This is a genomic window from Flavobacterium sp., from assembly GCF_035456225.1.
Classification (GTDB): Bacteria; Bacteroidota; Bacteroidia; order Flavobacteriales; family Flavobacteriaceae; genus Flavobacterium.
Map to the genome: position 1 here is coordinate 1 of NZ_DATIDM010000220.1, position 23,711 is coordinate 23,711.

The 23,711-nt window shown below is 40.0% G+C and carries 18 protein-coding genes; 12 read left to right on the top strand and 6 right to left on the bottom strand.

Translation table 11 applies throughout. The features are described 5' to 3' along the window. From rnc to VLB74_RS12725, 3 genes are all read right to left on the bottom strand, one after another. A partial coding sequence (gene rnc / locus VLB74_RS12715) for a ribonuclease III (protein WP_325203829.1) occupies positions 1-714 on the bottom strand: 714 nt, incomplete at its 3' end. 9 nt (positions 715-723) lie between these two features. Further along, positions 724-1,977: a beta-ketoacyl-ACP synthase II gene (gene fabF / locus VLB74_RS12720; protein WP_325203830.1), complete on the bottom strand. Its 1,254-nt coding sequence runs from the start codon at positions 1,975-1,977 to the stop codon at positions 724-726. Positions 1,978-2,153: 176 nt separating this feature from the next. Further along, on the bottom strand, positions 2,154-2,390 hold the full coding sequence (locus VLB74_RS12725; protein ID WP_007137004.1) for an acyl carrier protein: 237 nt from the start codon (positions 2,388-2,390) through the stop codon (positions 2,154-2,156). A gap of 201 nt (positions 2,391-2,591) precedes the next feature. Between VLB74_RS12725 and purN the strand changes: the two genes are divergently transcribed. From purN to VLB74_RS12750, 5 genes are all read left to right on the top strand, one after another. Continuing rightward, entirely contained in the window at positions 2,592-3,155 is a 564-nt protein-coding gene (gene purN / locus VLB74_RS12730; protein ID WP_325203831.1) for a phosphoribosylglycinamide formyltransferase, read from the top strand. A 7-nt stretch (positions 3,156-3,162) separates the two neighbouring features. Further along, positions 3,163-3,645, top strand: a complete 483-nt coding sequence (locus tag VLB74_RS12735) for a ribonuclease HI (RefSeq protein ID WP_325203832.1) — start codon at positions 3,163-3,165, stop codon at positions 3,643-3,645. A gap of 66 nt (positions 3,646-3,711) precedes the next feature. After that, positions 3,712-4,284 (top strand): START domain-containing protein, encoded by a 573-nt coding sequence (locus tag VLB74_RS12740; protein WP_325203854.1) that lies wholly within the window; start codon positions 3,712-3,714, stop codon positions 4,282-4,284. A 58-nt stretch (positions 4,285-4,342) separates the two neighbouring features. After that, a complete protein-coding gene (locus tag VLB74_RS12745) occupies positions 4,343-5,272 on the top strand; it encodes a PfkB family carbohydrate kinase (protein WP_325203833.1) in 930 nt (309 codons plus the stop codon). Positions 5,273-5,342: 70 nt separating this feature from the next. Next, entirely contained in the window at positions 5,343-7,241 is a 1,899-nt protein-coding gene (locus VLB74_RS12750; protein WP_325203834.1) for an amidophosphoribosyltransferase, read from the top strand. 453 nt (positions 7,242-7,694) lie between these two features. On the opposite strand, the gene VLB74_RS12755 is transcribed toward VLB74_RS12750, so the two are convergent. Further along, positions 7,695-8,300 (bottom strand): superoxide dismutase, encoded by a 606-nt coding sequence (locus VLB74_RS12755; RefSeq protein WP_325203855.1) that lies wholly within the window; start codon positions 8,298-8,300, stop codon positions 7,695-7,697. 118 nt (positions 8,301-8,418) lie between these two features. Between VLB74_RS12755 and VLB74_RS12760 the strand changes: the two genes are divergently transcribed. The 4 genes from VLB74_RS12760 (at position 8,419) to VLB74_RS12775 (ending at position 17,194) form a co-directional block, all read left to right on the top strand. After that, positions 8,419-11,583 carry a UvrD-helicase domain-containing protein gene (locus tag VLB74_RS12760; RefSeq protein ID WP_325203835.1) on the top strand — a complete coding sequence of 1,055 codons (3,165 nt, stop codon included), beginning with the start codon at positions 8,419-8,421 and terminating at the stop codon, positions 11,581-11,583. Between the two features lie 68 nt (positions 11,584-11,651). Continuing rightward, a complete protein-coding gene (gene kbl, locus VLB74_RS12765; RefSeq protein WP_325203836.1) occupies positions 11,652-12,845 on the top strand; it encodes a glycine C-acetyltransferase in 1,194 nt (397 codons plus the stop codon). 115 nt (positions 12,846-12,960) lie between these two features. Next, positions 12,961-14,367, top strand: a complete 1,407-nt coding sequence (locus tag VLB74_RS12770; protein WP_325203837.1) for an OmpA family protein — start codon at positions 12,961-12,963, stop codon at positions 14,365-14,367. A gap of 64 nt (positions 14,368-14,431) precedes the next feature. Next, positions 14,432-17,194 (top strand): PD-(D/E)XK nuclease family protein, encoded by a 2,763-nt coding sequence (locus tag VLB74_RS12775; protein ID WP_325203838.1) that lies wholly within the window; start codon positions 14,432-14,434, stop codon positions 17,192-17,194. A gap of 84 nt (positions 17,195-17,278) precedes the next feature. Here the strand turns inward: VLB74_RS12775 and VLB74_RS12780 are convergent, their stop codons facing one another. Further along, positions 17,279-18,064 carry an alpha/beta fold hydrolase gene (locus VLB74_RS12780; RefSeq protein WP_325203839.1) on the bottom strand — a complete coding sequence of 262 codons (786 nt, stop codon included), beginning with the start codon at positions 18,062-18,064 and terminating at the stop codon, positions 17,279-17,281. A gap of 146 nt (positions 18,065-18,210) precedes the next feature. Then, the gene (locus tag VLB74_RS12785) at positions 18,211-19,503 is read right to left on the bottom strand and encodes an aminopeptidase P family protein (protein ID WP_325203840.1); all 1,293 of its coding nucleotides are present in this window, start codon (positions 19,501-19,503) and stop codon (positions 18,211-18,213) included. 261 nt (positions 19,504-19,764) lie between these two features. Between VLB74_RS12785 and VLB74_RS12790 the strand changes: the two genes are divergently transcribed. The 3 genes from VLB74_RS12790 (at position 19,765) to VLB74_RS12800 (ending at position 23,705) form a co-directional block, all read left to right on the top strand. Further along, a complete protein-coding gene (locus VLB74_RS12790) occupies positions 19,765-20,643 on the top strand; it encodes a hypothetical protein (RefSeq protein ID WP_325203841.1) in 879 nt (292 codons plus the stop codon). A 156-nt stretch (positions 20,644-20,799) separates the two neighbouring features. Next, on the top strand, positions 20,800-21,681 hold the full coding sequence (locus VLB74_RS12795) for a succinate dehydrogenase cytochrome b subunit (protein WP_325203842.1): 882 nt from the start codon (positions 20,800-20,802) through the stop codon (positions 21,679-21,681). Positions 21,682-21,695: 14 nt separating this feature from the next. Beyond that, positions 21,696-23,705 (top strand): fumarate reductase/succinate dehydrogenase flavoprotein subunit, encoded by a 2,010-nt coding sequence (locus tag VLB74_RS12800; RefSeq protein ID WP_325203843.1) that lies wholly within the window; start codon positions 21,696-21,698, stop codon positions 23,703-23,705. Positions 23,706-23,711 lie beyond the last annotated feature (6 nt).

The following is a 23,711-nucleotide window of genomic DNA, read 5'->3' on the forward strand; positions in this document are numbered from 1 at the left end:
AAAGTAAGCGCGTTGTGAGGCTTTTTCTTCTGCTTTTTTCTTGGAAGTTGCCCTTGCTTTGGCGACTATCTTGTTGTCGATTTTAAGTTTTACACCGAAATATTTCACGCCTTCATTCCCGTTGTCTTCAAATACGTCATAGTAGAATGATTTTTTCTCTTTCTGACACCATTCGATTACCAGGCTTTTATAACTGATTACCTTACCTTCCAGTTTAGGGATGTCCACATAAGGGGTGATCACTTTTTTATGGATAAATTTTTCGCAGTAGACAAAGCCTCTGTCCAGATAGATGGCGCCAATCAAAGCCTCGAAAAGATTTCCGTGAATATTCTCTCCAAAGTGTTGTGTAGCGACTTTACTTTCTACGTGTTTTATCAGATTCAGGTCTTTTCCTAATTCGTTCAGGTGGTCACGGCTGACGATTTTTGAACGCATTTTGGTTAGGTATCCTTCATCTCCGGTAGGAACTTCGCTGAAAAGATGTGCGGCAATAACCGAGCCCAACATGGCATCTCCAAGGAATTCCAGTCGCTCATAATTTACGGGATTTCCTTTCTCGTCCACTTTGTTTAACGAGCGATGCGTAAAAGCTTTGCGGTAATTGCTCAGATCTTGTGGCTGAAAACCCAGTATTTTTTGAATGGCATCAAAAAAAATCCCGTCTTCTGGAGAGCGGGAATTTGAAAATATTTTCTTGATGATTCTTTTCATGGCAAACGGTTACTCCTCTAATTTTTTAAATAAAACGCATGCGTTATGACCGCCAAATCCAAACGTGTTGCTCATTGCCACTTTTACGTCTCTTTTTTGCGGTTTGTTCAGCGTTAAATTTAAACTAGGGTCAATATTTTCATCAACAACCGAATGATTGATCGTTGGAGGGACAATACCGTATTTCATGGCTAAAATAGAAGCGATGGCTTCAATAGCTCCGGCTGCACCCAGCAAGTGACCTGTCATCGATTTTGTCGAGTTGATATTGATGTTTTTTGCATGATCTCCAAAAACAGCGCTGATTGCTTTTAATTCAGCAACGTCACCAAGTGGAGTTGAAGTTCCGTGTGTGTTGATGTGATCAACATCTTCAGGCTTCATGCCTGCATCGCGTAATGTGTTGTTCATTACCGCAATTACACCGATTCCTTCCGGATGAGGAGCCGTTAAGTGATAAGCGTCAGATGACATTCCTCCACCGCCGATTTCACAATAGATTTTTGCACCACGTGCTTTAGCATGTTCGTATTCTTCCAATACCAAGGCGCCTGATCCTTCACCTAAAACGAATCCGTCGCGGGTAGCATCAAAAGGTCTTGAAGCTGTTTCCGGACTTTCATTTCGTGTTGATAAAGCGTGCATGGAGTTGAATCCGCCCATTCCGGCAATAGTAACCGCTGCTTCAGAACCACCCGATATGATCACATCGCACATTCCTAATCGGATGTAGTTAAACGCGTCAATCAAAGCATTGGCTGAAGAAGCACAAGCCGAAACAGTTGTATAGTTTGGACCCATAAAGCCATTACGCATGGAAATGTGCGCAGGGGCAATATCGGCAATCATTTTTGGTATAAAGAAAGGATTGAATTTAGGTGTGCCGTCGCCTTTGGCGTAGTACATAACCTCTTCTTGGAAGGTCTCCAGTCCGCCAATTCCGGCGCCCCAGATAACACCTACACGGTATTTGTCTACATTTTCACCGGTAATTCCGGCATCTTTAATGGCTTCGTCACTGGCTGCAATGGCATATTGCGCAAATTTATCCAATCTACGAGCTTCCTTACGATCCATATAAGCTTCGATATTGAAGTTTTTTACTTCACATGCGAATTTGGTTTTGTGTTTTTCGGTATCGTAATATGTTATTGGGGCAGCGCCGCTTTTTCCATTAACCAAACCATCCCAATATTCTTCGATGGAATTTCCAATGGGTGTAAGAGCGCCTAAACCTGTTACTACAACTCGTTTTAATGCCATAATATTTTTTTTACAATGTATTTAAACAAATAATACCCATGTTGCTTTTCTTTAGTCTGTAAAGGAAACATGGGTACTATGGATTGTATTTTTTGATTGCTTCCAATCAGTTTTTTCAGAGAGGAAAATAATAACACCCATGCATTCCGAAGAATGCATGAGGGATATGTAAGTTATTATTTTTTAGCTTCTTCGATGTAAGAAATAGCTTGACCAACAGTAGCAATGTTTTCAGCTTGATCGTCTGGAATTTGGATATCAAATTCTTTTTCGAACTCCATGATAAGCTCAACAGTGTCTAATGAATCAGCTCCTAAGTCGTTTGTGAAGCTAGCTTCTGTTACAACTTCATTTTCGTCAACACCTAATTTGTCTACGATAATCGCTTTTACTCTTGATGCAATGTCTGACATAATCTTTGATTTTAAATTTAATTTGTTGGCAAAAATAAAAAACTTTATTTTAAAACAACGGTTTAGTAAAAAAATGTGACTACGAAATTAAAAAAAATAATTTTACAAAGCCCCCGTTTTTTTATTTATTATCATTTATTATTCTTTTTTTTGCAGTGTGAAAACAATGTTTTTTCATTTATTTAAAAGGTACTGGGTCAGATGAAAAAAATAGTGATTTTTGCTTCCGGAGCAGGTTCAAATGCGGAAAATATCATAGCGCATTTCAAAAACAGCAATACGGCAAATGTGGTTGCGGTCTTAACCAATAACGCATCGGCTAAAGTTATAGAGCGTGCTGAAAATCATGGTGTTTCTGCATTTGTTTTTAATAAAACAGAGTTGTCCGACGGAACAGTTTCGCAAAAAATAAATGCGTTACAGCCCGATCTGATTGTGCTGGCAGGATTTCTTTTGATGTTTCCGAAGGAAATCATTGAAAATTACCCGGATAAAGTCATTAATATCCACCCCGCATTGTTGCCGAAGTATGGCGGAAAGGGTATGTATGGCATGAAGGTACATCAGTCGGTTTTGGAAAGTGATGACAGTGAAACAGGTATCACAATTCATTATGTTAATGAGAAATATGATGAAGGTGCTGTGATTTTTCAGGCAACCACCATTGTTGAAGATTGTACCACAGCGGAAGAAATCGCTCAAAAAGTACACGAACTGGAATACAAGCATTTCCCGGAAGTAATAGAAAAACTCATAACGCAATAAATTTACTTTGAAATCCTACGAAGTCCATATTTATACTGACGGAGCCTCTAAAGGGAATCCCGGGCCAGCCGGTTATGGTGTAATTATGGAAATGGTGGGGACTCCTTATAAAAAAGAATTTTACGAAGGCTTCCGATTGTCAACCAATAACAGGATGGAACTACTGGCGGTCATCGTGGGCCTTGAAAAATTAAAAAAACAGGGAACTTCGGTTTTAGTTACTTCTGACTCTAAATATGTTGTTGACTCGGTACTGAAAGGCTGGGTTTTCGGTTGGGAAAAGAAAAATTTCACAGGCAAAAAAAATCCTGATCTGTGGATTCGCTTTCTTAAAGTTTATCGCAAGCATCAGGTTGATTTCCGATGGATTAAAGGGCATAGCAGTCACCCTCAAAACGAACGCTGTGATGCATTAGCGGTAATGGCTTCGCAACAGGAAAAGCTCTCTATTGATTTTTTTTACGAAAAAGAAGAAGGTCATTTGTTTTGATTTTCATAACTTTAAGGGATGAAATGGTCCCTGTCACATTTTTTTTATACACTTTTTTTTCTGTTGATGGGTTTTTGTGTTCATTCGCAGAAGAAAACCGAGCTCGCCCTTGATAAAGAGGGTATAAAGATTTATTTGACCAAATTTGACACTACTGCTTTTAGGGAATACCGCGCTGTCATGACGGTTCATGCCAATATTGACACTGTCGTAAAACAGCTAATTGACGTGAAAAGGCTTCAGAAATGGAATAATAAAAATAAGCACAGCGAGCTAGTGAAAAAGGTCTCCGACACCAGTTGGGTGTTTTATATAGTACATCATTTGGGTTGGCCGATACAAGAACGGGATAATGTTTCCCGGGTTACTTTAATAAATAAAGGAAACGAACAGTACATCACCATGACGCCTGATAATAAGTTGTTGAAAGAAAAAGAAGGGCGTATCCGACTAACTAATTTTAAGGGTTATTGGTATTTGAAACGCATTGATGACAAGCAAACACTGGTGGTTCAGCAGGTATATGGCGATCCGGGCGGGACGATTCCAGCCTTTATGGTTAATGCGGTGGTGACCAAAGGGCCGTACGATTCTTTTAAAGCGCTTCGACGTCACGTTGAAAATCTTAACAAAAAATAGGCTTTTTAGAACGAAAACTATGTCGTACATTTGCTCTTTCAAAAGTTAGGATCATTTTATGAATAAATTATTGATTGTAGGGACGGTAGCGTTTGATGCCATTGAAACACCTTTCGGAAAAACCGATAAAATTTTAGGTGGGGCAGGAACGTACATCGGACTTTCGGCGTCTCATTTCAACCTGAAATCAGCCATTGTTTCCGTAGTAGGAGACGATTTTCCACAAGAATATTTAGATTTATTAAAAGCCAAAAACATTGATATTTCTGGTCTTGAAGTTGTTCAGGGCGGAAAAACATTCTTTTGGAGTGGCCGTTACCACAACGATTTGAATTCAAGAGATACTTTGGATACCCAATTGAACGTACTGGCCGATTTTCAGCCAAAAGTTCCGGCCGATTTCAAAAACGCCGATGTGGTAATGCTGGGGAATTTACACCCATTGGTTCAAAGCAGTGTTTTGGATCAGATGGCAACAAAACCAAAATTAGTGGTTTTGGATACCATGAATTTCTGGATGGATTGTGCACTGCCGGAATTGATGGACGTAATCAAACGTGTAGATGTGATCACAATCAATGATGAAGAAGCACGCCAGTTGTCAGGAGAGTATTCCTTGGTAAAAGCAGCCGCTAAAATTCATGAAATGGGTCCGAAATATGTGGTAATCAAAAAAGGAGAGCACGGCGCTTTATTGTTCAATAACGACAAAGTGTTTTTTGCACCGGCATTGCCTTTGGAAGAAGTATTCGATCCGACAGGAGCCGGGGACACATTCGCCGGAGGTTTCGCAGGATTCATTACGCAAAGTGAAAACATTTCGTTTGACAATATGAAAAATGCCATTATTTACGGTTCTAATTTGGCTTCCTTCTGTGTGGAGAAATTCGGAACGGAAAGAATGGAAAAATTACAGAAAGAGGAGGTTTCGGCACGTTTACGACAGTTCAAAGCCTTAACACAATTTGATATTGCGCTGGAAAACTAGCACTTACATACGAGCCTCGGAAACGGGGCTCTTTTAATTATTACAACAACACAACAACAACACAATAATTATGAGCGACGCTTTAAAACATGAGTGTGGCATTGCACTTTTAAGATTGAAAAAGCCATTGGAATTCTACAAAGAAAAATATGGCACTGCATTTTACGGGGTACAGAAAATGTACCTTTTAATGGAAAAACAACACAATCGCGGACAGGACGGAGCAGGTCTTGCCAGCATTAAATTAGATATGGAGCCGGGCGAACGTTATATCAGTCGCGTGCGTTCCAACCAAGCGCAACCCATACAGGATATCTTTGCGCAGATCAACCAACGCATTAATGAAGAATTGAAACAGCATCCTGAATACCAGGAGAATGTTGCTCTTCAAAAAACAAAGGTTCCTTACATCGGCGAATTGTTTTTAGGACACGTTCGTTATGGTACTTTCGGAAAAAACAGTATTGAAAGCGTTCACCCGTTTTTGCGTCAGAACAACTGGATGCACCGTAATCTGATTGTGGCCGGAAACTTCAACATGACTAACGTTAAAGAGCTTTTTCAGGATTTGGTACGTTTGGGTCAGCATCCGAAAGAAATGGCAGATACCGTTACCGTAATGGAGAAAATTGGTCATTTCCTTGATGATGAAGTGGATGAATTGTACAAGCAATGCAAACACGAAGGTTTAAGTAAAAGAGAAGCTTCGCCGGTTATTGCCGAGCGATTGGATATAGGAAGAATTTTAAGAAGAGCTTCCAAAAACTGGGATGGAGGTTATGCCATGGCTGGATTGTTGGGCCACGGTGATGCTTTCGTAACCCGTGATCCCGCTGGAATCCGTCCGGCATTCTACTATCAGGATGATGAAATCGTGGTGGTGGCTTCGGAACGACCGGTAATCCAAACCGTTTTTAATGTGCCTTTCGAATCCATTCAGGAAATCACTCCGGGACATGCTATTATCGTTAAGAAAGATGGAAGCGTAATTGACGAGCAGGTGCGTGAATCGTTACCGTTGAAAGCTTGTTCGTTTGAAAGAATCTATTTCTCACGCGGTAGTGATGCCGAAATTTATCAGGAGCGTAAGGATTTAGGGAAATTAATCATGCCGGCAGTTTTAGAAGCTGTTGAAAATGATACGGACAATACAGTGTTCTCTTATATTCCTAACACAGCTGAAACGTCGTTTTACGGAATGGTTGAGGCGGCTAATGATTTTCTTAACCAACGTAAAATCAACGATATTTTAGCGAATAAGGAAAGTCTTTCTGCTGAAAAATTACAGGAAATTTTAGCGGTTAAATTACGCTCGGAAAAAATTGCTATAAAAGACGTTAAATTAAGAACGTTCATTACAGAAGACAGCAGCCGTGACGATATGGTGGCACACGTATACGATGTGACTTACGGCGTAGTTAAACCAACCGATAATCTGGTAATCATCGACGACAGTATCGTTCGTGGGACTACATTGCAGAAGAGTATCATTAAAATGATGGACCGTTTACAGCCTAAAAAACTGGTAATCGTTTCTTCAGCACCGCAAATCCGTTATCCGGACTGTTACGGAATCGATATGGCCAAATTGGAAGGATTGGTAGCATTCCGTGCCGCGATGGAATTACTGAAAGAGCGCAATCTGATGCATATCGTCGAAGATGTTTATAAAAAATCCAAAGCACAGGAAAATTTCCATGACAGCGAGGTGGTGAATTACGTGAAAGAGATTTATGCGCCATTCACCGATCAGGAAATCTCCGATAAAATTGCGCAGATGTTAACGGAAAGTTCGGTTAAAGCAGAAGTGAAAATTATCTTCCAAACAGTGGAGAATCTTCACAAAGCCTGTCCTAAAAATTTAGGGGATTGGTATTTTACCGGAGATTATCCTACCGATGGAGGTAATCGCGTAGTGAATCGTGCCTTTATGAATTTCTATGAAGGTAAAGATGCCCGTGCGTACTAAAAAACAGGCAAAAATGCATTTCGTCGATTTTATTTGCATTTCATCAGGTTTTTTTGAAGGATGAAAAGCGTCGCAATACATTCGTACTACCATAGCATTAGTAGGTTAAGTTTATGGTAGATTTGGGGCAAAAAGGGTGGAAGCAATTCCACCTTTTTTATTTTACCTTATTACGGTTTAAAAAAGTGTTTAGCAGTTTTGTGTTTCAAAGAAAAGATGTCTGAAAAACACTTTATCGATAAAAATTGCAGTATGTCTGATTTATTTGAAAGGGAATAACATTCGCCATACATTCGTATCACCATAGCATTAGTAGGTTAAGTTTATGGTAGATTTGGGGCAAAAAGGGTGGAAGCAATTCCACCTTTTTTATTTTAAGAAAAATTCATGAAAGCCATAAAAAAAGAGAACCAAACCGGTTCTCTTTTTTATTGTGAAGTACAAAGGGGATTCTTATTTTGCTGCAGCGTAACGTTTTGCTACTTCTGCCCAGTTGATTACGTTGAAGAACGCTTCAATATAATCCGGTCTTCTGTTTTGGTAGTTTAGGTAATAGGCGTGCTCCCACACATCCATTCCTAAAATTGGCTGACCCCCACAAGGTACGCCCGGCATGATCGGGTTGTCCTGATTTGGTGTAGAGCAAACCTCTAATTTTCCGTCTTTCACACACAACCAAGCCCATCCGGAACCAAAACGGGTTGCACCGGCTTTAGCGAACTGTGCTTTAAATTCTTCAAAAGAACCAAAAGCAGCGTTGATAGCCTCTGCCAATTCTCCTGTTGGAAGGCCACCTGCGTTTGGCGCCATGATTTCCCAGAACATAGTGTGGTTGTAATGCCCTCCACCGTTGTTACGCACTGCCATATTGTTCATGTCAAGGTTTTTCAGGATATCCTCAATAGATTTTCCTTCCAAATCTGTTCCGGTAATAGCAGCGTTTAAGTTGGTGATGTAAGCATTGTGATGTTTTGAATGGTGGATTTCCATTGTACGTGCATCAATATGAGGCTCTAAAGCATCATAAGCGTATGGTAATTGTGGTAATTCGAATGCCATGATATTTTTATATTTAAGATTAATAATTAAATTCATTCAAAATTATAAATTTATCTTCGTAAAAGAAAATAGTAATCGGCTATTCTTGCAGTATAAAACTAATTGAAGCATAATTAATTTGAACAAAGCAGCTTTCACCATCTACGACGCCTCGGCCGGTTCCGGTAAAACCTATACGCTGGTAAAAGAATATCTAAAAATTCTGATGCTGGCCAATACGAACGATGCCTATAAAAAAATCCTAGCCATTACCTTTACCAATAAGGCGGTAGAGGAAATGAAATTGCGTATCGTGAATTCATTACACGAATTTTCAAAAGACGAACCGAACGAAAAAGCGGTGGATTTCATGAAGGACGTCGCTGCGGAAACCAAACTCTCGTTAGCTACCATCAAAGACAAATCGAAAGCGATTATCAAAAACATCATTCATAATTATGCGGCTTTTGATATTTCCACCATCGATAAATTCACGCATAAAGTTATCCGTGCCTTTGCTCATGATCTGAAACTTCCCGTTACTTTTGAAGTATCGCTGGAAACCGATTTGCTGTTGCAGGAAGCCGTGGATGCTATCATTGCCAAAGCCGGTGAAGATGAAGTATTGACGAAAATATTGGTCGATTTTTCCGTGGATAAAACCGATAATGACAAGAGTTGGGATGTGACCCATGAATTGCTCGATGTGAGCAAACTGTTGGTCAATGAAAATAACCGAAACGAAATAGCGCATTTTCACGAAAAAACCATCGACGAATTTTTAGTGATTAAACAAAAATTAACCGAACTCATTCTTGATCTGGAAACAGATTGTATTGCATTGGCTAGTCAGGCTTTGGAGCTCATGGAAAGCCGGGGGATCAGTCAGGGTTCCTTTTACTCGGGATATGTTCCGAAACATTTTCTAAAAATAGCCGGTGGAACGGTGTTAAAACACGTTGGAAATTATAAATATCTTGAGGAGGGAAAGCGCTATTCGGCAAAAGTTCCGCAACATGAGAAAAACGAAATTGATGCTATAGCACCGGAATTGTTGTCTAATTTGGAAACGATAAACGAAAAAGCGGAGAAGCTTAATTTTTACAAAGCCTTCCAGAAAAACATCACGCCATTATCACTGTTAAATTCGATTGCGCAGGAATTGGAAGCGATTCAGAAAGATCAGAATATTTTATCGATTTCCGAGTTTAATGCCATTATTCACGAAGAAATTCAGGGCCAGCCTGCTCCATTTATTTATGAGCGGTTGGGTGAGCGTTACAGACATTTTTTCATTGACGAATTTCAGGACACCTCCGAAATGCAGTGGCATAATCTGATTCCGCTGATCGACAATGCGCTTTCTTCGGAAGATTTGTCGGGCACCCAAGGCTCATTGATGATAGTGGGCGACCCGAAGCAGTCGATTTACCGTTGGCGAGGTGGGAAAGCGGAGCAGTTTATCAGTTTGAGCAAAGCTGAAAAACCGCCTTTTTCCAATCCGGAAAAGGAATTGATCCGATTGGGTAAAAATTTCCGCAGTTATTCCGAGGTAATCGAATTCAACAATGCTTTTTTTGCGATGTTGGCCGATGAATTTTCCAATGAAGATTATCAGGATTTGTACCGAAACAAAAGTGCCCAGGAAGTCAATGACAAACAAGGCGGTTATGTGAATATTTCATTTATTTCTAAAGAGGAAAAAAATGGCGATGCCTCTGATGAAGAAGCAGACGGCAAAGATCAATTGTATCTGAAAGCGACCTTGGCTACCATTGAAAAAGCAAGAGCGAAAGGGTTTCAGTACCGCGACATTGTTTTGCTTACGCGTAAGCGGGATTCGGGCGTTGCGCTTGCAAATTATCTGACCGAAAACGATGTCCCGATTTTGTCATCGGAAACCTTGTTGATTAACAACGCGACGGAAGTAAAACTGATTTTAAATGTGCTCCGTTATCTGAAAAACAACAACGATAAGGAAGCGAAGGCGGCATTTTTATATTTCATCGCGAAAAACAAACAAACCAAATTGCCCATCCATGATTTTGTCGAAATCGGGATGACGAAATCCTCTGAAGAAGCCTTGGAGGATTGGTTGAAGGAATCGGGTATTTTTATATCGTTTAAAAACTGTCGTAAAAAATCGTTGTATGAAGCGGTGGAAATTATTATTTCAACCTTTATTAAGGAGAAAAGTACCGTTTCTTACGTACAGTATTTCATGGATTTGGTTTTAGAAAGAGATGTGCGTACACAGGCGGGTGTGTCGGATTTTTTAGAGTATTGGGAGAATAACGGTGCTAAATTCAGTATTCCGTCTCCGGAAGGAAATGACGCAGTTAGGATCATGACCATTCATAAATCCAAAGGACTGGAATTTCCTGTGGTGATTTTCCCGTTCGCCGAAGAAGATTACTCGCGATCCCCGAGAAATAAAATGTGGTTAGAGCTGGATGACAAAACATTGAACATTCCCAAAGCTTTGGTAGATGCCAAAAAAGAAGTGGCTGAATACGGGGAAACCGCGGCGCAGGTATACGAAGAAAGAAGTCAGGAAGAACTTTTAGATAATATCAATGTGCTGTATGTGGCTTTGACAAGAGCAGAAGAGCAGTTGTACGTAATTTCAAATAAAAACCTGACCAGCAAAGGGGAACTTACGAATAACATGTCATCGTATTTTATCAAATACCTTGATTTTAAAGGGGTGTATCACGCTGATCAATTTGAATTTGAATTTGGGGATGCTGACAGGCTTTCGCAGTCCAAAGGTGAAAAAGAAAAACAGCCGACAATCGAAATTGTGAAGGAAGTTTTTAATCCGAAGAAAATCAAAATCGCGCAACGTGAAGCCTTGATGTGGGGGACCGAACAGATAAAGGCAATTGAATTCGGAAACGTTTTGCATGAAATTTTATCGTTTGTAAAAACCAAAGACGATATAGAACTGGCTTTGATGAAAGCTGTTGAAAACGCATTGATAACCGAATCCCAGAAAGACGGTATTCGACAAACAGTGCTTCAGGTTGTGAACCATCCGGAGCTGCAACTTTTCTTTGAAGCCGATAAAAAAGTATATAATGAGCAGAATATTATCAAAAAAGGGACTGCAACAATCAAACCGGACCGTGTTTCCGTAAAAGGAGATAAGGCTTATTTGCTGGATTATAAAACCGGAGTCCATCAGAAAAAATATGAATTGCAATTGACGGAATACGGAAAAGCATTGGAGGAAATGGGTTTTTCTGTGGAGAAAAAAGCGTTGGTTTATATAGGAGAAAAGTTAGAAGTAGTACATTTGTAATCTTGAAAAAAGAGACAAGAATACAGAAGAAAGAAAAAATAAAATAACAGAAATAAACACACAATACTATGTACGGTAAAATTAAAGAGCATTTACAAAACGAGCTGAATTCGATTCAGGAAAACGGATTGTATAAAAAAGAGCGCATCATAACCTCGCCTCAAGGAGCGGAAATCAAGATTTCAACCGGGGAAACGGTTTTGAATTTTTGTGCCAACAATTATTTAGGATTGTCATCGCATCCGGAAGTGGTTCAAGCGGCAAAAGATGCTTTGGATACACACGGCTTCGGAATGTCATCGGTGCGTTTCATCTGCGGAACCCAGGATATTCATAAAACCCTTGAACAAAAGATTGCCGATTTTTACGGTACGGAAGATACCATATTATATGCAGCCGCTTTTGATGCAAACGGAGGAGTTTTCGAGCCTTTGTTGGGTGAAGAAGATTGTATTATTTCCGACAGTCTGAATCATGCTTCCATTATTGACGGTGTGCGTTTGTGTAAAGCGGGACGCTACCGTTATGAGAATAACAACATGGAAGATTTGGAAAAGCAACTGATTCAGGCTAATGCTGATGGTCGTCGATTTAAATTAATCGTTACCGATGGCGTATTCTCTATGGATGGACTGGTGGCGCCTTTGGATAAAATCTGTGACCTGGCGGATAAATACGATGCGATGGTGATGGTGGATGAATGTCATGCGGCCGGCTTCATTGGTGCTACAGGAAAAGGAACTCTGGAAGCTAAAGGGGTAATGGGGCGCGTGGATATCATTACAGGAACTTTAGGGAAAGCCTTGGGTGGTGCGATGGGAGGTTATACGACTGCTAAAAAAGAAATCATTGAGATTTTACGTCAGCGTTCCCGTCCGTATTTGTTTTCGAACTCGTTAGCGCCTTCTATCGTAGGGGCTTCCATCAAAGTTTTTGAGTTGTTGGAAAAAGATACCACTTTGCGTGATAAATTAGAGTGGAACACCAACTACTTTAAAGAAGGAATGAAGAAAGCCGGATTTGATATCATTGATGGTGATTCTGCCATTGTGCCGGTGATGTTGTACGATGCGAAATTATCCCAGGTGATGGCGGATGAATTGCTTAAAAAGGGAATCTATGTGATTGGGTTCTTCTTTCCGGTGGTTCCTAAAGATAAAGCCAGAATCCGTGTGCAATTATCTGCGGCTCATACTCAAGAACATCTTGATAAGGCAATTGCAGCATTTACGGAGGTTGGAAAAATGTTAAATGTGATATAAATATGGTTTTTTTTTAGTAAGAAAATGTATTTTTTTTAACAAAACTCTTTGTAGTTAATAATTAACCTATTATTTTTGTCTTGATTATAACGTATTGTAATTAAATAAAAAAAGTATGAAACATCTAAACAAATTATTTGTTGCTGCTCTAATGTTTGCTGGATTGAGTTCGCAAGCACAGGATAGTAACAATCCATGGGCTATCACATTCGGGGTTAACGCGATGGATGGAGGTAGAGTGAGTGCGGCTTCTAAAGTAGAAGATCAGTTCTCAGAGTATTTTAATGCAAAAGATTATTGGAACATTATTCCTTCAGTGTCTTACTTTAACGTGTCAAGACTTGTTGGACATAATTTCTCTTTTGGTATCACAGGGTCAGTGAACAAAATTGATAAATTTGTTAGCGAAAGAACCTATGATCCTGCAACAAACACTAATGATTATGTAGTTTCTAATCCTGGAGATTTAATGTATTATGCAGTTGACGGGGTTATCAAATACAATTTCTTAAAAGGTTGGTTTGATCCGTATGTTCACGTTGGTGGAGGTTATACTTTCATGGGTGATGCTTCTGCAGGTACTGTGAATGGAGGTTTAGGTCTTAACTTCTGGTTTACAGACCAAGTAGGTTTGACATTACAGTCAACTTACAAACAATCATTCGACGATACAAGAACTCCTGATGTGGATATCGCTTCACACATGCAACATTTTGCAGGTATTACTTTCAAACTTGGAGGTAAAGATACTGACGGTGACGGAATCTATGATAAAGATGACGCTTGTCCGGAAGTTGCTGGTTTAAAAGAATTCCAAGGATGTCCTGATACTGATGCTGACGGAATCGCTGATAAAGACGATGCTTGTCCAGAAGTAGCTGGTCCTAAAGAGTTAAACGGTTGTCCTGATACTGACGGTGACGGAATCGCTGATAAAGACGATGCTTGTCCAGATGTAGCTGGTCCTGCTGCAATGAACGGTTGTCCTGATACAGACGGTGACGGTGTTGCTGATAACGTAGACAAATGTGTTGACGTTAAAGGTCCTGCTGAAAACGCTGGTTGTCCTTGGCCAGATACTGACAAAGACGGTGTAGCTGATAAAGATGACAAGTGTCCGGATGTAATGGGTACTGTTGCTAACAACGGATGTCCTGAATTAAGCGAGGCTGTAATCAAATCATTGAACGATTATGCTAAAACTATCTTGTTCGTAACGAATAAAGCTACATTCCAACAAAGATCATACGCTGTATTGAAAAACATCGTATTAATCTTGAAAGAATACCCAGATGCTAAATTCTCTATCGAAGGTCACACTGACAGCGATGGTAACGACAAGTACAACTTGAAATTATCTGAAGACAGAGCTGCTGCAGTTAAAAACTACTTCATCGAGAACGGAATTGCTGCTGACAGATTATCATCTAAAGGATTTGGTGAAACGAAACCAATCGATTCAAACAAAACTAAAGCTGGTAAAGCTAACAACAGACGTGTAGAAGTTAAATTAGTAAAATAATTTATTTCTTAACAAATAAGGAAAACGCCTCGATTTATCGGGGCGTTTTTTTTATTTTTATGGCATGACACATTTTTCATTCCTTGATAAAGTTAGCCATGAGATCGTTTCTCAATTTGGCGATCGTCTTTCCGAGACAGCCATAATACTTCCCAACAAAAGAGCCCGTGTTTTTCTTTTGGAAGCTTTGAAAAAGCAATTGGATCAAACCGTTTTTGCTCCGGATATCATCAGTATCGAAGATTTTATTCAGGATGTGGCCGGTATCCGAAATATTGATTCGATTGAGCTGCTCTTTGAATTTTACGAGGTCTATTGTTCACTTACGCCTATAGAGAAAAAGGAGGAATTTGAGTTGTTTGCCAATTGGGGTAAAACCCTATTGCAGGATTTCAACGAGATCGATCGCTATTTATTAAAACCCGATCATGTGTTCTCCTACCTGAAAGATATCGAGGCGTTGAAACGTTGGGATTTGCAGCCGTCACAAACCACAGAACTAATCGATACCCACCTGGAATTCTGGAGCAGGCTTCCAGATTATTACAAGGCATTATATCTTCATTTAAAAAATAAGGGGATTGGGTATCAGGGATTGATTTACCGTGAAGCTGTAGAAAACCTCCATTATTTTTCTGAATCATTAGGGGATAAAAAACTGATTTTTGCCGGGTTCAACGCACTGAATCAGGCAGAAGAAAAAATCATCCAGCAATTGCTTTTTAATGAACAAGCCAAAATTTACTGGGATATTGACGCAACTTTCTTAAATGACGGGCTGCATGATGCCGGATTATTCATCCGCAAATTCAAAAAGGAGTGGAAGCAATTTGCTAATCAGCCATTCGAATGGATTACCAACGAATTCAGTCAAAGCAAGAACATTAAAATCATCGGTACACCGAAAACTATTGGTCAGGCCAAAATAGCAGGTAAGATTATTGAGGAGATCCAGGGTAAAGGAGAAAGTCTGGATAAAACCGCTTTGGTACTTGGCGAGGAAAATCTCTTATTGCCAGCCTTATATGCTTTGCCAAACACAATTGAAAGCCTTAATATCACAATGGGCTACGGTAGTAAGAACAACCCTGCCCAAATTTTAATCAACAAACTTTTTAAGTTGCATGTCAATGCCTTGCAGCGTAGTGAAACGAGTTATACGTTTTATTACAAAGAAGTTCTGGACATACTAACGCATCCTTTGGTAGAACCTTACAGTAATGCTTCCGGGGTGATTCGGATTATCAATCAAAATAATATTACGTTTCTTTCGCAGAAGAAATTCCTGGAACTCAATCAGAATACATCCGAATTGTTTCAACTGTTATTTGAGCGTTGGGACAAAGACGTAATCACGGTTTTAAACAGATTGACCGCAGTTATCCTGAACGTAAAATCATTCCTTGGTAATGACTCCGAAGAAGAAAAGGTTGCCAAAGCGTTCCTATACTCGATTTTCAAAACCATTAATAAACTGATTAATTTTCAGGAGAAATACGGTCAGATCGATTCGGTGGTAATGCTGCATTCTATTTATAAACAGATTATCGATTTAGCCGAAGTTTCCTTCGAAGGAGAACCACTTTCCGGACTCCAAATCATGGGTGTATTAGAAAGCCGTGTTCTGGATTTCGACAACGTGATTATCACTTCTATGAATGAAGGCGTCTTCCCGGCCGGAAAAGCTACAAATTCTTTCATTCCCTATGATGTGAAACGGGAGTTGAAACTTCCGACCTATAAAGAAAAAGACGCTATTTACTGTTACCACTTCTATCATCTGTTGTTGCGTGCCAAGAATGTTTATCTGTTGTACAATACCGAAAGCGAAGGACTGGATGCCGGTGAAAAAAGCCGTTTCATTACCCAACTTGAAATTGAACAACAACCCAATCATACTATAACGCATCAGATTTATAATGCCTATTTGCCGGATAAAGCCTATGAACCTATTGCGGTGCCAAAATCAGAACGCGTGTTGGAACGCCTAAAGGAAATTGCCACAGGGAAAGGTTTTTCGCCTTCGGGTCTGACAAGTTACATTCGCAATCCGATACAGTTTTACAATCAGCGTATCTTGCGGATTTCTGAAGTGGAAGAAGTGGAAGAAAACATCGCTTTGAATACATTGGGAACCATCATTCACGGCGCGTTGGAGGAATTGTATACTCCGTTTCTGAATCGCTTCCTCTCGGTTGAAAATATTGGAGAAATGCTTGGCAAGGCGAATGGAGAAGTCGAAAACCAATTCAGAGAAGTATACAAAGAAGGTGATATCAAAAAAGGGAAAAACCTGTTGGCTTTTGAGGTGGCCAAACGCAATGTCTTCAATTTTTTAAATGAAGAAAAAAGACTGATTGAAAGCGGTGACGCGGTTAAAGTATTGGCATTGGAAACTCCTTTGGAACAAATTTTGAAAGATGACCGTCTGCCTTATCCCGTAAAAATTGCCGGAAATGTGGATCGTATTGAACAGCGCAACGGTAAAATCCGAATTATTGATTATAAAACGGGTAAAGTCGAATTAAAGAATGTGCAACTGAAAGACTGGACAGGTCTTACGGCCGACATCAAAAACGACAAAATCATTCAGCTGTTGTGTTATGCTTTTATGTATGAAGAGCAAAAGAACGGAATGGAACTCGAAGCGGGCATTATTTCGTTTAAAAATATGCGCGCCGGATTTTTGCCCTTCGGAGTTAAAGAAGATAAAAATGTCGATTCAACGATATCATCCGAAGTTTTAGAGTCTTTTAAGACCGAGGTTGTAAGTTTGATCAATGAAATACTTGATGCTGAAATCCCTTTTGAGGAGAAATTGGAGTAAAATCTAAAATTTATCAGGGACCACAAAATTTGGTTGAAATATCATGATGCCCACATCTTTATCAATAAGACTTAAGTTAAAAAGTTAAACTGCCTTAAAAAAATCCAGCAGTACTTTTTTCAATTGGTCTCTGTTTTCAATGTGGCTCATGTGCCCGTCCGGAAAGGAAACCAGTTTGACATCGGTTCCTTCGATTTGTTCTAAATTGTCTTCGTAAACCAGCACCGGATCTTTTTTTCCTAAAATCAACAGGATAGGGTAAGGGGCAAAATGCAGGATTACTTCGCGGTCCTTGCGTATTTTCATACCTTCCGAAGCCGCTACAATGCCCTGAAGTGGTGTTTTTAATGCTTCGACTTTAACGCTTTCGATTTCGTCGACGAGTTTATCGCGGTTTTCTTCGCTGAACAAATTGGCAATCGACATAGTGATGAATGCCGAATAATTTTGCTTTACCGCTTTAATGGCGCGGTCACGGTTCAGTTTTCGTTCTTCACTGTCGGCCCGGGAAGTTGAGTTTAAAAGTGCAATTCCTTTAACATTGTCCGGATACAATTCCGCGAAAGCCAAGGCAACATAACCTCCCATGGAGTGGCCTACAAAAACAGCCTTTCGAACACGCAATTCGTGCAAAACGGCATGAACGCTGTCGGCCATATCTTCCATTGTATGTACATAGCCCATGCATTCGGTTTGTCCGTGACCCAGTAAATCAATGGTGATAACGCGGTATTTGTTGGAAAATTCGGCAACATAAGAATCCCACATGGTCGCGTTTTCCAAAAATCCGTGAAGCAGAACAATGGCGGTCCCTTTTCCTGTTTCGGAATAAGCAATTTTGGTGTTTTTATGAATGATGAATTTAGTCACAGTCGCAGTCGCGGTTTTTCAGTGCCAAAAATACTGTTTAGTTAGTAACAAACGAATTTTTTGTAATAAAAAGAAACGGCCCACTTTCGTAAACCGTCTTTCTTCTATATTCTCTATTTTCTTTCTTCTATTTTCTATTCTCTAAATTACGAATTCATCAAAGTTTCAATCTCATCCGCTTCAATAGGAATATTGCGCATTAAGTTGAACGGTTCTCCTTTTTCCTGAATCACCACATCGTCTTCCAAACGAATTCCGAAACCTTCAGCCGGAATATAGATTCCCGGTTCTACCGTAAACACCATGTTGGCCTGCATTGGTTCGTGTAGTAAACCGTAATCATGCGTGTCTAATCCCATATGGTGTGAAGTGCCGTGCATGAAATATTTTTTGTAAGCCGGCCAGTCCGGATTTTCGTTTTGAACATCGGCTTTGTCGATCAATCCTAAACCTAGCAATTCCGATGTCATGACTTTACCGACTTCAACATGATATTGTTTCCACAAAGCTCCCGGAACCAACATTTTGGTTGCTTCGTTTTTCACACGTAAAACCGCATCGTAAACCGCTCTTTGTCTTTCTGTGTAACGTCCTGAAACCGGAATGGTTCTGGTTAAATCACTGGAATAGTTTGCGTATTCCGCACCAATATCCAAAAGCAATAGATCCCCGGCTTTACATTGCTGGTTGTTTTCGATATAATGCAAAACATTGGCATTAGCTCCCGAAGCGATGATTGGCGTATAAGCGAATCCTTTAGAACGGTTGCGCAGGAATTCATGAGCTAGTTCGGCTTCGATTTCGTATTCCATTACGTTAGGTTTTACAAAAGATAATAATCTTCGGATACCTTTTTCGGTAATGTTACACGCGTTTTGGATCAAATCGATTTCCTCGCTTTCTTTGATTGAACGCAAACGTTGTAAGATCGGATTGGATTTTTCAACTTTGTGTGCCGGGTAATTCTCTTTCCACCATTTCACAAAACGGGCCTCACGGGTTTCTGTTTCGATAACAGCGCGGTAATGTTCGTTGGTGTTGATGTAAATCGTATCGGCATAAGCCATAATTTCTTTCAGTGTTTTGTGGAAATCCTGTAACCAAATCACTGTTTTTACTCCGGAAACTTCAAAAGCGCGTTCTTTGGTTAGTTTTTCGCCTTCCCATACAGCAATGTGTTCGTTGGTTTCTTTTAAGAATAAAATTTCCTTTAAGTGTTCGTAAGGAGCGTCCGGGAAAAGTAAAAGGATGCTTTCTTCCTGATCAACTCCGCTTAAATAAAAGATATCGCGGTGCTGTGCAAAAGGTAAAGTGCTGTCTGCCGAAACGGGATAAATGTCGTTTGAGTTGAAAACAGCCACACTGTTAGGTTTCATGTTTGCCGTGAACTTTTGTCTGTTTATGACAAATAAATCGCGGGATATCTGATGGTATTTCATATGTAGATTTTTATTGTTTTTTTATTGGTCATATGCAATTCGCAAAGAATTATTGATGTTTGCTGGCAATTATGGTTATGCTCATTTCATAATGAAATGGTTTATAAAAAATTACAAGAACCCAAATTTAGAAACTTTAAAAGCAAAAAAGTCGGTAATCCCGATTTTTTTACGATATTTTAATATATTGCAATGCATTGGGATCGGCAATAATTTGTGTTGTGTGGATTTCAGTATTTTGTTTACCTTAAATAGTGTGATATGACAATTAAAAACGTATTGATGTTTGCGACGTTATCTATGTTGCTTTTTTCTTGTACTGATAAAGACGATTCGGTGGAGATTACACCTCCTGGACCGCAATTAATTGTAAAATTTAAATTTGATCCGACTCAAGTCCGCCTGAATAATTTAGGGCAGCCCTCTACAGTAGCGGCGGGGAATGCTGCTCAATCTCCGGTGTTTAACGCAATAAGTTCGCATTATCTGGAATTGGCTCCAAATGCCAATACGGCTCTTGGTGCAGGAACAATATTGTACCATGCTCCAGAAACCACTGCGGGAGGTACAAACGCGATTGATTTCAGCAAAGCAAAAATTGTTGGAGAGAATGAAGCCTTCCTTTCGATTCCGCTTAAAGATATTGCCGCAGGAAGTTACGAATGGGTGCGATGTTCCCTTTCTTATCAGGATTACAATATTAATGTTTTAAGCGGCGGTACTGAATATGTTGGAACATTGGCCAGTTTTGTCGGTTTCAGAACGTATATAACGTCGTTCAATTCGGGAGGCTATCCTTTTACGGTTAATTCCAATAAAGACCAGGGATATTGGGCTTTCGGATTACAGGGTGTTTCCTATTCAACTTCAGGGCAAGCGCCGGCAGGAGCGACGACAGTTCCGAATCCGTTGTTTGCAACATCGCCAATACCGTCCGGATCTTGTGTGGTAACCGGGAAATTTGATTCCAATCTTGTGATTGCTGGAAATGAAACGCAGGATATTGTTGTTACTCTTTCCCTGTCGGTTAACAATAGTTTTGAATGGCAGGAAGTGAATACTGATGGTAAATACGAACCTGCTGCGGGTGAAAATGTTGTAGATATGGGGTTGCGGGGTCTGATTCCGAGCTTTCAATAAGAATTTCTGAAACCACTCAATTTGAGTGATTTTCTTTTTGGTGTAGGCAGAAACATTTTAAATTCATTATAAATAAGAGGCAAACGTTTGTGGTTAAAACGAAATAGCGTTATTTTTGTTTGATTATTTAAAAACTATTACACTCAAACAAATACTATGGCAAACTCTGCGCTTTTAAAGTCGTCTATCGTAAAAAAATACTGGATGGCTCTTACGGGTTTATTTTTATGCTTGTTTTTGGCAGGTCACTTGGCTGGAAATCTACAGTTGATTTTTGGTGATGCATTACAGTTTAATAAGTATGCAGTATTTATGACTTCCAATCCGGCTGTAAAATTATTATCTTACGTAACGTACATCTCAATCTTGTTTCACGCGGTTGATGGGTTTATGTTGACGTATCAAAACGTAAAAGCAAGACCAATCGGTTATGCAAAATCAAATCCTGCTGCAAACAGCAGCTTCTCGTCAAGAAACATGGCGGTTTTAGGAACGTTGATTTTAGTGTTTATTGTTACACATATGGTTAACTTCTGGGCCGTGATGCATTTTGACAAAGACATGCCATTGCTGAAACAAACACTGGAAATCAGAGGAATGAAACAGGAATTGTACGTAGGGAGAGATGTTGGGCAGTTTTATCCGGTAGAACAGGTTCAGTTGGAAGGAGAGCCTGCAAACCCAATGACACCAAAACCTATGGTAATCAAACACGGAACGGATATTTACAATGTTGAGGCTAATGTAAAAACCGGAGAAGTATTTAAGGATTTACACAAAATCACTTTTGATTTCTTTAAAAGTAAAGCAAAATTATTTGGAGTTATTCCAAATGAAGGTTTAGTATTCACTATTTTGTACGCATTGGCAATGGTTGTTTTGGCATTCCACTTATTGCACGGTTTCCAAAGTGCATTCCAATCGTTGGGTGTTAATAATAAGTTTACACCATCCATTAAGGCTTTCGGGACATTGTTTGCAATCATCGTTCCTTTGTTGTTTGCAATTATTCCGATTTACATTCACTTTGTTAAATAATCAACATCAAAATTATGAAGTTAGATTCAAAAATACCTGAAGGTCCTATCGCTGAGAAATGGACTAATCATAAAAATCACTTGAAACTGGTTGCTCCGAATAACAGACCTAAAATTGATGTTATCGTGGTAGGAACAGGATTGGCGGGTGCTTCGGCAGCGGCTTCTCTTGGTGAAATGGGATACAATGTAAAAGCATTCTGTTTTCAGGATTCTCCTCGTCGTGCGCACTCTATTGCGGCTCAAGGAGGTATTAATGCGGCAAAAAACTATCAGAATGATGGTGACAGTACTTATAGATTGTTTTACGATACAATTAAAGGAGGAGACTACCGTGCGCGTGAAGCAAACGTTCACCGACTAGCGGAAGTTTCTGCCAATATCATCGACCAATGTGTGGCGCAGGGGGTTCCTTTCGCACGTGATTACGGCGGAATGTTGGATAACCGTTCGTTCGGGGGTACGCAACTTCAGCGTACGTTCTATGCGGCGGGTCAGACAGGTCAGCAATTATTGTTAGGAGCTTATTCTGCTTTATCAAGACAAATCGGTTTAGGACGCGTTGAAATGTACAACCGTCACGAAATGTTGGAATTGGTTAAAGTAGACGGTAAAGCTCGCGGGATCATTGCCCGTAACCTAATCACAGGTGAAATCGAAAGACATTCGGCACACGCGGTTATCATTGCAACCGGAGGATACGGAAACGTGTATTTCCTTTCGACTAATGCCATGGGATCGAACGTTACGGCTGCATGGAAAATCCACAAGCAGGGAGCGTTTTTCGCAAACCCATGTTATGTGCAGATTCACCCGACTTGTATTCCGGTACACGGAACAAACCAGTCGAAACTGACGTTGATGTCAGAGTCATTACGTAATTCAGGTCGTATTTGGGTTCCGAAGAAAAAAGAAGATGCTGAAGCAATCAGAGAAGGAAGATTGAAGCCGACTCAAATTGCTGAAGAAGATAGAGATTACTTCCTAGAAAGAAGATATCCTGCGTTTGGTAATCTGGTACCGCGTGACGTAGCTTCCAGAGCTGCAAAAGAGCGTTGTGATGCCGGTTTCGGAATCGAAGCAAATGATACCAACGAAGGAGTTTACCTGGATTTCTCTTCAGAAATCAATTCCAAAGGAAAACAGGTAGCCTACGCTAAAGGAAACCACAATCCTTCACAGGCTGAAATCACAGCTTTAGGAAAACAGTGGTTGGAAGAAAAATATGGTAACTTATTTACCATGTACCAAAAAATTACTGACGAAAATCCATATGAAACCCCAATGAAGATTTATCCTGCGGTACACTATACCATGGGTGGTGTTTGGGTTGATTATAACTTGCAGACAAACATTCCTGGATGTTTCGTGGCAGGAGAAGCAAACTTCTCTGATCACGGAGCAAACCGTTTAGGAGCTTCTGCTTTGATGCAAGGTTTGGCTGATGGTTATTTTGTGTTGCCTTATACCGTTTCAAACTATTTGGCAGATGAAATCCGTACAGGAAAAATTTCTACAGACACTCCTGAATTCGTTGAGGCGGAAAACAGAGTGAAAGATTCAATCAATAAATTCTTAAACAACAACGGTACTAAAACGGTTGACCATTTCCACAAAAGATTAGGTTTGATCATGTGGAATAAAGTAGGTATGGGGCGTAACGAGCAAGGTTTAAGAGAAGCTGTCGCTGAAATTGACGCATTGCGCGCTGAATTCTACAAAGAAGTTTATGTACCTGGAAGCGCTGATGAACTAAATCCTGAATTGGAAAAAGCACTTCGTGTAGCTGATTTCATGGAGCTAGGACAGTTAATGGCCATGGACGGATTACAACGTAAAGAATCTTGTGGAGGACACTTCCGTGAAGAATATCAGGATGCTGAAGGTGAAACCCTTCGTGATGATGCTAACTTCTCGTTCGTTGGCGCTTGGGAATACCAAGGGGACGACATCAATAAAGAAGTTCTTCACAAAGAAGAGTTGAAATACGAGTTTATCAAAATCGCAGCTAGAAATTACAAATAACAGAAT